We start from the raw sequence: 13,440 nt of genomic DNA, 5'->3' as shown, positions 1-13,440 counted from the left end.
CAAATTGAACGGCATCTGTTTGTCCAAAGCAATACTCAAGTGGTCGCATTCGCCGTTTCGCTTTGGGCTACAGTCTGTGTTCCGTTCACGCTGCCGCTTTCGGTCTCACTGTCAGCCTCAAGCTGACCGGAGTGCATGGTGCTCTGGGCCAGATCCAGGAGCTCCCGCAAGGCCACGGAGAACATGGCGTATTCCGGCTCACGCACGCTCTTCAGCTCCGCCAGCATGGCTTTCCAGCGCTTAATCATTCCAACATGGCGCTCAAGCCACCCATCGACACAGGCCGGAACATCTTCCGGCTTGCCAGCCAACCGGAGCACTCCCGTAGTGAGTGCTCGCTGCTGCCATTCCAGATCTTCCCGGAAACTTTCCCGGGCCAGGGCCTGCCAGTGCGACGCCGGCGCCAGCGAGGCAATGGCCCGGGCAAACCAGTTCAGATCCAGTTTGTCGCCCAGCTCATAGTACAGGTTGGCCACGGTTTTCAGTGGCATGCCGGTCGCTTCCTGGGCCTCAATAATGCCCAGTGACGAGTACAGGTAATCCGTACCGGATACCACCGATGCCAGCTCTGCGGGCAATCCGGCCTCAACGAGTGCCTGATGGCGTTTCTGCCAGGCCGTGCGTGCGTGCTCACCGAGGTAGTCCGGCAGACTGGCGGTGATCGCCCAGACACTGTCGGCGAAACGCTCGATGTGGTTCTGGATGCTGAGTTCGGCCCGACGGTTGCGCAGCAGCCACCGAACGGAGCGACGCATCAGCCGCATCAGATCCTGCATCAACTCCATCTGCAGCTGAGCCGGCACGTTGAAGTCCTGATCCTCGATCTTGTCCCACCAGTTATCGATGCGGAACACATCACGGGCAATGATCCAGGCCAGTGCGATGGACGCAGCATCGGCACCGGTGGACTGGTTCAGCCGTTCAACAAAGGTGATCCCCATGTGATTGACCATGTCGTTGGCAATCTGGGTGGCGATGATTTCGCGCCGCAGTTGGTGCTCGCCCAGCTCCTTGGAGAATTTCTGGGTTAGCCCCCGCGGGAACACCTTGTACATCTCACCGGCCAGCAGCGGCTCATCTGGCAACGTGCTGTTGATGAGCGTCTGCTTCAGGTCGCCCTTCACGTAGGAAATCAACACCGACAGCTCCGGACGGGTCAGGCCCTTCTTGTCGAGCTTTCGCTCCGACAGGGTTTCATCGTCGGGCAGGAACTCCAGCGAACGGTTGAGCTTGCCTTCGTTCTCCATGGTGTTCATCAGCCGGCGGTATTCCTCAAGCCGGATAGCGGCGTCCTCGCTGGCGATACTGATGGCCTGGGTCTGCCGATAGTTGTTCTTCAGCACCAGGGCGGCGACGTCATCGGTCATTTCTTCCAGCATGACGTTGCGCTGTTTGCTGGTGAGATCACCCACCGCAACCGCCTGGTTCAACAAGATCTTCATATTGACTTCGTGGTCGGAACAATCGACGCCACCGGAGTTGTCGATGAAGTCGGTGTTCATGCGACCGCCACGAAGCGCGAACTCAATCCGTCCAAGCTGGGTCAGCCCGAGGTTACCGCCCTCACCCACAACCTTGCAGCGCAGTTCCGAACCGTTAACGCGCAGGCCGTCGTTGGCCTTGTCGCCAACGTCACTGTGGGACTCACTCGCAGATTTCACGTAGGTGCCGATGCCGCCAACCCAGAGCAGGTCCACCTGGGCCTTCAGGATGTGGGAAATCAGCATGTTCGGGGGTACCCGGTCCGACTTGATCCCCAGCAGCTTTTTCATTTCGGCGCTGACCGGAATCGATTTGGCGTTACGACTGAACACACCGCCGCCCTTGGAGATCAGTTTGGTGTCGTAATCGGTCCAGGCTGACCGGGGCATTTCAAACAGCCGCTTGCGCTCCTTGAAGCTCTTGTCTGGATCCGGAGTCGGATCAATGAAGATATGAATGTGGTTGAAGGCTGCGACAAGCTTGGTCTTTTCGGAACAGAGCATGCCGTTGCCGAACACATCCCCGCCCATGTCGCCGATGCCAATGGCGGTGAACTCGTCCAGGGCTGGATTGATCTCCATTTCCCGGAAGTGACGCTCAACCGATACCCAGGCACCGCGGGCGGTAATACCCATCTTCTTGTGGTCGTAACCGTTACTGCCACCGGAGGCGAAGGCATCGCCCATCCAGAAGCCGTAGTCCGCAGCCAGGCCGTTGGCGATATCCGAGAAGGTCGCAGTACCCTTGTCGGCCGCCACAACCAGATAGTGATCGTCTTCGTCGTGGCGCACCACCCGCTCGGGCGGCTGGATACCAGCATCCACCAGGTTGTCGGTAATATCCAGCAAGCCACGGATAAAGGTCTTGTAGGCTTCAATACCCTCGGCCTGGAACGCCTCACGGTCAGACGGGTCAGGCAGACGCTTGGCAACAAAACCGCCCTTTGCGCCCACCGGCACAATAACCGCGTTCTTGACCTGCTGCGCCTTTACCAGGCCCAAGATCTCAGTGCGGTAATCCTCAAACCGGTCGGACCAGCGCAGGCCGCCACGGGCAACCTTGCCGCCGCGCAGGTGGACGCCTTCCACCCTTGGTGAATAAACGAAGATCTCAAACATGGGCAACGGCAGCGGCACATCCGGAATGCGCGACGGATCAAACTTGACGCTGATGTAGGGCTTGGGACCACCATTCTCATCGTGCTGGTAGAAGTTGGTGCGCAGGGTCGCCTGCATCAGCTCCATGTAAAGCCGCAGCACCCTGTCTTCACTGAGATTATCGACCCCATCCAGACCAGCGTTAAACTCGATCTCCAGTTTCTGCTGGGCCGCGCGGCTCTTGCCATCACTCTGGAAACGGTCCGGATTGAAGCGCACGTCGAAGTACTCGAGCAGCAACCTGGCCAGATCCATGTGGTTGACCAGGGTGTTGGAAATGAAGGTCTGACTGTTGGAAAAGCGGATCTGGCGCATGTAGCGGGCGAAAGTCCGCAGCAGCGCAATCTCGCGCCAGCTCATGTACGACGTCAGCAGCATCCGGTTGAAGGCGTCGTTTTCGGCGTCGCCGTGCCAAACCCGACGGAACAGGTCCTCGAAGATCGGGCGGATGCGATGAATATCGACCACCCGGCCGGTGTGGGCCTGCAACGTGAAGTCGTGAATCCAAACCGCCTTGCCGTGCCGGTCAATCACCTCGAACGGATGCTCGCCCAACACCCGAAAGCCCAGGTTGTCGAAAATCGGCATCACGTCAGACAAAGGCAGCGGCTGATCCGGATAGAAGAGCTTGAAATGCAGGGTGCTCTCGTCCTCTTCCAGGGCCCGGTAAAAACTCATGGCCAGATCATCATGACTGGCCGCACTGGAGATGTGCTCCAGATCAATGGCGGCCCGACGGGGCGAGAACATATCGGTGTAGCTGGCCGGGAAGCCGCCGGACCACAGTCGCGACAGCTCGTTGCCCTGCTCTTCGCCGTAGGCCTCGCTCAGGGACTCATACAGGCCATCGCGCCAGGATTGGGCCATCTCAATGACTTTTTCACGAATCTCGGAAATGGGCAGTTCCCGGTTTTCAACTTGGGGAACCCGGATAGTGAACTGCACCCGGGCCAGCACCGATTCAGAAAAATGGGTGACAAATTCGATGTCTTCCGCTCCCAGCCGGTCCAGCAGCACCTGCTCGACCTTTTGCCGCAGCTCGGTGTTGTAGATATCACGGGGGAAGAACGCCAGACAGGTAACAAACTGGCCGTATACGTCTTCGCGCATGAACAGCTCGATCCGGCGGCGCTCCTGGATGTACAGGATGTTTTTGGCCACCTTCAACAAGTCTTTGCTTTCGATCTGGAACAGTTCGTCACGGGGATACACGGTGAGAATCTGGTCCAGCTCTTTGCCGGCATAATCGTCCCGAAGGAAACCCGAGCGCTTGATGACGTTCTGGAATTTCCGGCGCAGCAGCGGGATCTCGTCCGGGCGCTCGTTATAGACCCGGGAGGTATAAAGGCCCAGGAAGCGGCGTTCGCCAACCACTTCGCCCTTACTGTTGAACTTCTTGACCGCGATGTAGTCCGGGTAGGCCGGACGGTGCACCCGCGAGCGCTGGGCGGATTTGGCAAAAATAAAGATATCGTCGGTGCGGGTCATTTCATGACGCGTTCGCTGGGGCAGCTCGTTCAGCCGCACCCGATCGGGGCGCTCGTTGTTAACCCGCAGGATGCCCAGCTCCGAGTTCTCGACGCGACGCACCACCATGCCGCTCTTGTCCTTGGCAAAGTCGTACTCGTCGTAGCCCAGGAAGGTGAAGTGGTCCTGCACCAGCCAGTTCAGAAAGGCTCTCGCCTCCTCCTTTTGTTCGTCATCAATGCCGGCGGCGGTGGTGTCCAGTTCATCGAGGATCTCGCACACCTTGCCGGTGACAATCGGGAAATCAGAGACGGCAATGCGCACTTCGTGCAGCACCTTTTGCAAAGCTTCTTCCAGCTCGTTCAGGTCGGCCGGATCACTGTGACGATCGATTTCCAGGACGATAAAGGCTTCGAACTGGGCATTCTTATTGGAGCGTTTATTGGGCAGCAGCTTGCTCAGCTTACCGTCTTCGGTGCGCTCGACCTGCAGGATAGAGTGCTGAATGGAGTGGGTACCGATCTCGCGCTGGTTGATGGCAATGCGCAGAGAATCGATCAGAAACGGGATATTCGGGTGCAGTATAAAAATGACCGTGTGGGTCGACTGCCAGCCATCGCTTTCGAGGTCAGGATTGAACACCGAAACAGGGGTTTCGTCGGCGCTCCGTTTTTGGAGAAACTGCCACGCGGCGAGAACCGCACCGTAGGTGTCCGAAAATCGTCGACTGACCAGCTCTTCAAGCGGAATATGGGCGTAATGCTGCTTGGCAAATTCACTGATCTTTTTTGCCTCTGTCTTGGCAATTTTCTGGGCGAACGCATCAGCCAGTTGTTCAAAAAACTGATCCTTGCTGGCTACTGTCAGCGCATTCATGATCGACCTCGGTTAGTGTGAAGTAAACGTAATCGTCTTATTGTCACATAAGCATAGTCAAACCCTTGATTTTTGCCGGGCAGACACCAAAACTGCGGCAACTACTTACGCATCAAAGACGTTCTAAGATGAACCCTAGAGAATCGGAGCAGTTCCTTTCAATGTCGCTACAGCATACGTTCGGTGAACTCAGATCACAGTTGGCAAAAAGGATAATCGGACAGGCCAAATTGGTGGACCGATTACTCATTGCTCTCCTCGCCGATGGCCACCTTCTGGTGGAGGGTGCTCCCGGTTTGGCCAAGACTACGGCGATCAAGGCTCTGGCCGATCACCTGGACGGCGATTTTCACCGAATTCAGTTCACTCCGGACCTGCTGCCCTCCGATGTCACCGGCAGTGAAATCTACCGGGCTGAAACCGGCACCTTCGAATTCCAGCGCGGGCCTATTTTTCACAATCTGGTGCTCGCCGATGAAATCAACCGGGCGCCGGCCAAGGTCCAGTCCGCCCTGCTCGAAGCCATGGGCGAACGACAGGTCAGTGTCGGCCTGCGCACCTTCCCACTCGATCGTCTGTTCATGGTGATGGCAACCCAAAACCCCATTGAACAGGAGGGCACCTACCCTCTGCCCGAAGCCCAGCTCGACCGTTTCCTGATGCATGTGGTGATTGATTACCCCTCGGCCGAGGCCGAAAAAGCCATCCTGCACCTGGCGCGTAATGACTATCGCCAGGGCCAGGCCGAAGCCAGTGTTCGGGTGACCGCAGATCAGGTGTTCGACGCCCGCAACGAGATCGCCGACATCTACATGGCCGAGCCGGTGGAGCAGTACCTGCTGGCTCTGGTGCTGGCCAGCCGTGATGCCGGCAGCCTGGACCCTGAGCTGGCACGCTGGACCGCCTTTGGTGCCAGCCCTCGCGGCACCATTGCTCTGGACCGCTGCGCCCGGGCCCTGGCCTGGCTTGACGGCCGCGACTATGTGACGCCGGACGATGTCCGGGCCATGGCCTTTGATGTACTCCGGCACCGGATTCTGCTGACCTTTGAAGCCGAAGCCGAGGGCATGACCGCCGACGCGGTTATCGAATGCCTGATTGAGCGAGTACCGGTCACCGCCTGATGATCTTCCCCGATGCGACAGACTGACACTGCTACCATGGCTTACTCCGACGCTCTAACCCACATCAGTCTGCCGGACCTGATCCGCCTGCAGGCGGATGCCCGTGCGTTGAAGCTGCCGTCGGCCCGCCCGGTAAAAACCCGCCAGGCCGGTTTGCAGCAGTCACCGCAGCGGGGGCGGGGCATGGCATTCGCGGAGGTTCGCCAGTACCAGCCCGGTGACGACATCCGCAGTATCGACTGGCGCGTGACCGCACGGCGGCAAGCGCCCCACACCAAGCTGTACGAGGAGGAGCGGGAACGCCCGGTCCTGCTGCTCTGCGATCTGGGCCCTACCCTGTTCTTTGCCAGTACCGGCGCCTACAAACAGGTACGGGCGGCGCAGGTTGCCAGCCTGCTCGCCTGGCTGGCGCTCTGGGCCGGTGATCAGGTCGGCGGCATTGTCTTCAACCAGCGCTCGCTGAGCGTGCTGCGTCCTGCACGGCGCAAGAAATCGGTGCTGCGCCTGCTGGACACCCTGGCTGATCACCAGCAACAGCCGGGCACGCAACCCGAAACTTCATCCGAAGAGGCCACTGCCAATGGCCTCGACCAGGCACTCGCCGAAGCCCGACGGGTAGCCCACACCGGCAGTCGCATTTTCGTGATCAGCGATTTCCTGGGCATTACCGAGGACACCCCAACCCTGCTCGGTGCCCTCGCCCGTCACAACTCGGTCAGTGCCATCCGGATCGTGGACCCGCTTGAGCGGGAGCTGCCCAGTAGCGGTCGCTTTGCGGTTGCCGGTCCTGACGGCCCGGTCTGGTTTGATGCCGCCAACACCCGGTTCCAGGAAGCCTGGCGACGCAAGGTAGGTGCCCATGAGGCCCGCCTGGATCATTGTTTCCGCACCTCGGGCGTGGCCTCCGCCATGGTTTCCACCGGCGAAGAACCCACGGTGGCACTGAAAGCACTGTTAGGGCCGGGAGGCCGGATCGGATGAACCCGCAAGATCCACTTAGCCAACTGAAAGACATTCACCTGCCAGCATCCGGCGGCTTCTGGCCACCGGCACCGGGCTGGTGGTTACTGGCCCTGCTTGTGTTGCTGACGCTTGCCGGACTGTTCTGGCTTTTACATCGCCGTCGTCGTCGTAACCGCTGGCTGCGCCTGGCCAAGGCCGAACTGTCCGGCCTGGAACATCAGGCCAGCCAGGAACCCCAGTGGTTTGCCCAACTGAACAGCCTGCTGAAACGCGCGGCGCGCCAGCGTTATCCGGACAAACATCCAGAATCCCTAAGTGGCGAGGCCTGGGTAGCGTTTTTGCTTTCGACGGCGCCGAACAACCGAATTGCTTCGCGGCCAATCGTTGAAGCGATCGTGCACAGCAGCTGGCAGCCCAAGGCCAGCGCCGATCCCCGACAGGCCACCGAATTTGCCCGCTCCTGGCTGGGGGGTCAGGCATGGTGAGTCTGGCTTATCCCTGGCTGCTGCTGTTGGTACTGGTGCCGCTGCTGTTGCAATGGCGGCGGCCCGCGGGACAGACAGTGGACGCCCCGATGCTGCCAGTTGGTCACTGGTTGTCCGACCTGCCCGGCGTCAGCCGTCATGGCAGCGCCACGCCACTGTGGCAGACACTCCTGCTGTTCGTGATCTGGTGTCTGTTGGTGGTAGCGCTGGCGCGGCCACAACATGTTGGCGAGCAGGTACAACTGCCGGTGTCTGGTCGCGACCTGATGCTGGTGGTGGACATCTCCCCGAGTATGGACGAACAGGACATGGTCATTCAGGGCCGCAGCATCAACCGGCTGCAGGCGGTGAAGGTAGTGCTGGATGATTTCATCAGCCAACGCAAAGGTGATCGCCTCGGGCTTATCCTGTTTGGCACTCAACCCTACGTGCAGGTGCCACTGACCTTTGATCTGGCCACCGTAAAGACCCTGATGCGGGAATCGGTCCTGGGCATGGCGGGTCGCGCCACTGCCATCGGCGACGCGGTGGGCTTGTCAATCAAGCGGCTGCGGGACCGGCCACAGGACCAGCGCGTGGTTATCCTGTTGACCGACGGTGCCAACACCGCCGGCGAAATCACCCCGGACAAAGCCACGGAGATTGCCAAGGCCGCCAGTGTCCGCCTCTACACCATCGGTATCGGAGCCGAATCCATGGTTCAACGCGGCTTTCTGGGCTCGCGGCGGGTGAACCCGTCGCGGGATCTGGACGAGGCGCTCTTGACCCGCATGGCCGAGCAGACGGGCGGCCGCTACTTCCGGGCCCGCAGCCTGCCGGAACTGGAACTGATCTACGAAAGTATCAACCAGCTCGAACCGATTGAACTGGAGGGCAAGTTCTACCGACCGGTCACTGAACTCTTTGCCTGGCCGGCAGGCCTGGCAGCTTTGTTGTGGCTGGTGCTGCTACTGCTCCGCCACGGCTCTTCGCTGGTGACATCCCGCCAGCCGGCAGTAAAGAGGGAAACCGATGGCTGATTTCCATTTTCTCCGTCCGTTCTGGCTGCTGCTGATACTGAGCCTGCCCATGCTGGTGTTCACACTCAGGCACCTGCGTCTTGGCGACAGCGGCTGGGCCCGGATCATTCCTGAACGATTGCTGGCGCCGGTTATCCGCCATGACGGCAGCTCTGGCAAACAGCAGCGATCGCCGATGCTACCGGTGTCCCTGGCGGTGATTGCCCTGTCCATTGCCCTTGCCGGTCCCGCCTGGCGCGAGGCACCCACGCCGCTGAAGCAGCCCGGAGATAGCCTGGTTATTGTGCTGGACCTGTCGCTGTCGATGCTCGCCACCGACCTTGAACCAAATCGGCTGACTCTGGCCAAACGCAAGATCCGCGACATTCTGGACGCCCGTGAGGGCAGCCTGAACGGCCTGATCGTGTTCGCCGCCGACGCCCACGTGGTGGCGCCGCTGACCGACGACGGCAAAACCATCGAAGGCATGCTGGATATCCTGGAACCGGTGATCATGCCGGCCCCGGGCAACCGGGCCGATCTTGCCATTGCCCGCGCCCGCGATCTGCTGCAACAGGGCGCGGCGGGCGAGGGCCGGATCCTGCTGATCACCGACGATGTGCCGACGCGCTACCACGCCGCCATTTCGCAAATCCTGGAAGGCACCGGCCTGTCCCTGGATACCCTGGTGGTGGGCACCGAACAGGGTGGCCCTATTCCCCTGGCCAAGCGCGGTTTTATCCGCGACAACGGCGATATCGTCATCACCCGCGCCAACTCCGAATCCCTGGCCAGCCTGGCCCAGCAGAACGGTGGCGCAAGCGAGCAACTCACCCTGGATGAGGGTGATATCCAGGCCCTTCAACTGGAACCCACGGAGAGTGACGATTGGCAGGAAACCGACTCTGGCCTGACGGTGAACCGCTGGCAGGATGACGGCTACTGGCTGCTCTGGCTGGTGCTGCCACTGTTGCTGCTGGGCTGGCGCCGTGGCGCTTTTACCGTGCTTGCCCTCACCGTGCTGCCACTCACACCACAGCCGGCCCAGGCAATGGGCTGGGGAGAACAGTGGGGAGAACTTTGGCAACGGGAAGACCAGCGGGCGCCGGAGCTGATCCGTGAGAACCCGGCCGACGCCGCCAGCCGCCTGGACGATCCGGAATGGCGTGGAAGCGCCCTGTACCGGTCGGAGCAGTATGAACAGGCCGCCGAGGCCTTTGCCGCCGCCGAGGGCGCACGAGCAGACTACAACCGGGGCAATGCCCTGGCCCGGGCCGGCCAGTTGGAGCAGGCACTGGCTGCCTACGACGAGGCCCTTGAACAAGCCCCGGGCATGGCCGACGCACGGGACAACCGGGAACTGGTCAGGCAACTACTCGATCAACAGCAACAGCAGGGCGAGGGCCAAGACCAGACACAGCCATCCCAACAGCAAGAGAATGGTGATTCGCAGAATGGCTCGTCCGATCAATCACCGGGCGATCAAGGCCAGGAGCAGTCCCAGGAATCTGGCCAATCCGGGAACAGCCAGGACCCGGGCCAGCCGCCGGAGCAATCGTCTAACAACGGCACCAACGAGACCGACAGCAATGCCAGCGAGTCTCAGGGCAGCACCGGGGACCAAGACCCACAGCAGGCGGAATCCCAGGATGGCACGGACGGCAGCGGACAGATTGAAGCACCGGCCCAGATTTCCGAGCAGCCCCTGTCCCAAGGCCAGGAACAATGGCTGCGACGGGTTCCGGATAATCCCGGCGGCCTGCTGAAGCGCAAATTCCTGCAACAGTATCAGGAACGCCAGACACCATCCGATGAGGGCGATACACCATGGTAAACCGGCTAGTGATCTCTGCCATTCGCGTATTGGTTCTGATGGCGATGGCGACCTCTCTCCACGCCGGGGAACTCAAGGTCGAACCAGACCGCACTCGGCTTTACGAAGGCGAGGTGCTGACCCTGACCGTGACTGGGTCACTGAAACTGGACATCAACCTAAGCAATCTCTTCGATCTCGACCTGTCCAACCTGCCCTCGCCCGACATCGAAAAGGTGGAACCGGCGTTCGAAGTACTGGGTAAAAACCAGCGCTACAGCATTCGCACCGTGAACAATGACATGGTGGGTGAGATTACTTGGACCTATCAGCTGGCGCCCCAGCGCAGCGGCAAGCTGACCATTCCGTCACTCAGCTTCAAGGACTCGACCTCGAAACCGGTCAACATCCAGGTCGTGAGCGGAAGCCCACCGGACCAGAAAGTGGCCGCCAGCCGGGACAGTTTCATCGAGTTATCGGCCGATAAGGCGGAGGTCTATGTGCAGGAACAACTGACCATGACCATCCGCCTGTTCTTCAGCGGCAACCTGGTGCGCGGCGAATTGTCGGAACCGGAACACCCGGATGCCATCATTGAGCCCCTGGGCAAACAGCGGGAATACTCCCGCTACCGCGATGGTGTCCGTTACCGGGTGGTGGAACGCCGTTATGCGCTGTTTCCGCAACAACCGGGCGAACTGACCCTGCCTCCGATCGAATTTGAAGGACAGGCCCGCGACGCCAGCGGCAAACTGATTTTCCTGCGCGACAGCGAGCAACTCTACCCGGTTCCGGTGAAGGATGTTCCTGCCAGCTACACCGGTGATACCTGGCTGCCCGCCAGCGGCCTGACCCTGGAAGAATCCGGGCTGCCTGACTCCCTGCGGGTGGAAACCGGCGAGAACCTGACCCGCAACATTACCCTGCGGGCGGAGGGCCTGCCGGCCGAAGCTTTGCCTCCGCTGCCGGAACTTACTCCGGAGGGCCTGCGCAGTTACCCCGAAGCACCGGAACGGAAAACCGACATAACACCGGCCGGGCTTACCTCAAGCCTGAGCCAGACCCGTGCCCTGGTGCCGGTGCAATCCGGCACACTGACCCTGCCCGAAATGCGGATAACCTGGTGGGACACCACCACCGACAGCGAGCAGGTGGCCTTCATTCCCGCCAAGACATTACAGGTCGGTGATGCCTCAGCGCGGGTGACATCACAAGCCACGCCCTCCAGCAACGATAATGAAACAGCTGCCTCGAGAACGTCTGAGCCCAAGACTTCGGACGGTGACGCATCCGGCTGGCAATGGCTGAGCCTCGTTCTGGCTGCACTCTGGCTTGCCACTCTGGTGTTGTGGTGGCGAGCCCGAAACGCGGGTAATTGGGTCGAGTCAGAGCCGGCTGAACCGGACCATCGGGAAAACAAGCTGTTTGAGCAACTGATCCAAGCCGCCCGCAAGGGGTCGGCCTCCACTCCGGCGCTGCTGGTGCAGTGGGCGAATCAACGCTTTGCAGGGAAAAACTTCAAAACGGCGTCGGAGGCGATGGCCGGATTGAACAATGCCACCCTGAGCGCCGAACTGCGGCGCCTGCAGGCTCGGCTGTTCGCACCGGCCGGTGATACTGCAGAGAATTGGGACGGCCGCGCTCTGGCGAAGGCGTTGGAACAGGTGCGTGAGCAGGGTAGGTTGGAAGAGCCCCAGGGTTCCGAACTGCCGCCACTGTATCCCGACAACCTGTCGGCGTAGGTGTGGCGGAGCCGGTTCCGGCTATCCGGGGCTCCTTTTAGAGAGGCTCTAGAGAGAGACTCGCCGTTACTGAGTGAGCTGCTGGTCGATCACTAACTCGACCGGCTCGCCCTCCTCTTCAGTGACCACGGCCGGCACTTCCAGGCTACCCTGCCAGTCTCCGGGCTGGGCGATGGCGTTGCCTGAGCGGCTCAGCCGGGCCGTCACCATGACCGCTTCGGCGCTGGAGATTTTCGCCTCCGGCGACATCGACTTGCTATCATCTAACCGCACTTCGGCCGGCAGCGCACCGGCAGTCAGACGGGTGATCGCCAGGGGCGGGCCACCGGCGCCACCTTGACCACGGGCGAACACGAACAACACGGTGTCCGCCGGAACCTGATCCCGAAACGCCTCAGACAAACTCACCCGTACGGTCACACTTGGGCCCTCGGCCTCGGCCGTCTCGAAACTGGGTGGCGTTTCACCCAGACGGCCGTAGGCTTCCTGAATACCACCCTGAATCGAAGCCAACTGAGGATGATCTGGCGCCACCGCGACAATGCGCTCCCAGTACTTGATCGCTTCCCGGTAGTTTTCCTGGCTGAAGGCGTGAATCCCCAGCAGGCCCAGAGCGTTCACCTCGTCGGGATTCAGTTCGCGGGCCGCCTCAATGGCCGCCCTCACCTCAGCGGTCAGAGCCCCCCGGCTGTCGAAGAACTGGGCCTGCGCAGCCAGACCAAGCGCAACGGCGCGGGCGTTTTCATTGGGCGCGTATTCCGAAAGACGACGAAAGGCCGAGGCCGCCGCCGGATACTGCTCCAGACGCATGTAACTCTGTCCCAGCATGGCCCATCCATCGGGATTGTCGGGGCTGGCCTCGAGCTTTTCCCTCAGCTGTTCGGCCAATTCGGCCATCTGGTTCTGGCGGGCGCTATCAGTCTGCCCCATGGCCTGCATGGTGATGAGCTGTTCCACGTCATCCATGGCGCCCCACTCCTGGTAAAGGTAATAGGTCGCAGCAGGCACCAGCAGAATAGCTATCAAACCCACGGCAATGGCACTTTTGCGGCCACTCAGGGCGGGCCCCATTACCGTCTCATCCGGGACATCGTCGAGCATGGAGCCCGCGAGTTCTTCTTTCAGCTGCCGGTAGTTGTCGTCGTCCAGCACTCCCGCCTCGTATTCGGCGTCCAGCTCCTTCATCCGGCTGCGATAAGCCATCAGGTTCTGGTTTCTAAAGTCAGCTCGCTCTCTCGCCGCTGAGCTGTGAAAAAGCACCGGATACAACACAAACGCAAGGGCCAGGATGATGAGTACCGTTGCGGCAATCCAGAAGGTTTCAGTCATGGAG

Annotated in this window: 8 protein-coding genes; 6 read left to right on the top strand and 2 right to left on the bottom strand. The window is 60.7% G+C overall.

Annotated features, from left to right (window positions below; genetic code table 11):
• Positions 1-35: 35 nt before the first annotated feature.
• Complete coding sequence (locus FGO67_RS08910; RefSeq protein ID WP_203300377.1) at positions 36-4,982, bottom strand: NAD-glutamate dehydrogenase; 4,947 nt, start codon at positions 4,980-4,982, stop codon at positions 36-38.
• A 161-nt stretch (positions 4,983-5,143) separates the two neighbouring features.
• Here FGO67_RS08910 and FGO67_RS08905 point away from each other — a divergent pair, with 161 nt between their 5' ends.
• From FGO67_RS08905 to FGO67_RS08880, 6 genes are read left to right on the top strand one after another with little or no spacing between them, the layout of a single operon-like run.
• Positions 5,144-6,106 (top strand): AAA family ATPase, encoded by a 963-nt coding sequence (locus FGO67_RS08905; RefSeq protein WP_203300376.1) that lies wholly within the window; start codon positions 5,144-5,146, stop codon positions 6,104-6,106.
• 36 nt (positions 6,107-6,142) lie between these two features.
• On the top strand, positions 6,143-7,087 hold the full coding sequence (locus FGO67_RS08900) for a DUF58 domain-containing protein (protein WP_203301158.1): 945 nt from the start codon (positions 6,143-6,145) through the stop codon (positions 7,085-7,087).
• Positions 7,084-7,554, top strand: a complete 471-nt coding sequence (locus FGO67_RS08895; protein ID WP_203300375.1) for a DUF4381 domain-containing protein — start codon at positions 7,084-7,086, stop codon at positions 7,552-7,554. Before FGO67_RS08900 ends, FGO67_RS08895 begins: the two co-directional genes overlap by 4 nt.
• Entirely contained in the window at positions 7,548-8,573 is a 1,026-nt protein-coding gene (locus tag FGO67_RS08890; RefSeq protein ID WP_203300374.1) for a vWA domain-containing protein, read from the top strand. The genes FGO67_RS08895 and FGO67_RS08890 overlap by 7 nt, the downstream gene beginning before the upstream one ends.
• Positions 8,566-10,386: a VWA domain-containing protein gene (locus tag FGO67_RS08885; RefSeq protein WP_203300373.1), complete on the top strand. Its 1,821-nt coding sequence runs from the start codon at positions 8,566-8,568 to the stop codon at positions 10,384-10,386. Before FGO67_RS08890 ends, FGO67_RS08885 begins: the two co-directional genes overlap by 8 nt.
• Positions 10,380-12,107, top strand: a complete 1,728-nt coding sequence (locus FGO67_RS08880) for a BatD family protein (RefSeq protein WP_203300372.1) — start codon at positions 10,380-10,382, stop codon at positions 12,105-12,107. The genes FGO67_RS08885 and FGO67_RS08880 overlap by 7 nt, the downstream gene beginning before the upstream one ends.
• A 66-nt stretch (positions 12,108-12,173) precedes the next feature.
• Here FGO67_RS08880 and ccmI read toward each other — a convergent pair whose 3' ends face one another.
• Positions 12,174-13,436: a c-type cytochrome biogenesis protein CcmI gene (gene ccmI, locus FGO67_RS08875; protein ID WP_203300371.1), complete on the bottom strand. Its 1,263-nt coding sequence runs from the start codon at positions 13,434-13,436 to the stop codon at positions 12,174-12,176.
• Between the last annotated feature and the right edge of the window lie 4 nt (positions 13,437-13,440).

Origin of the sequence: Marinobacter sediminum (assembly GCF_016820575.1) — a bacterium.
GTDB classification, from domain to species: domain Bacteria; phylum Pseudomonadota; class Gammaproteobacteria; order Pseudomonadales; family Oleiphilaceae; genus Marinobacter; species Marinobacter sediminum.
This window is presented reverse-complemented; position numbering and strand designations above follow the sequence as displayed.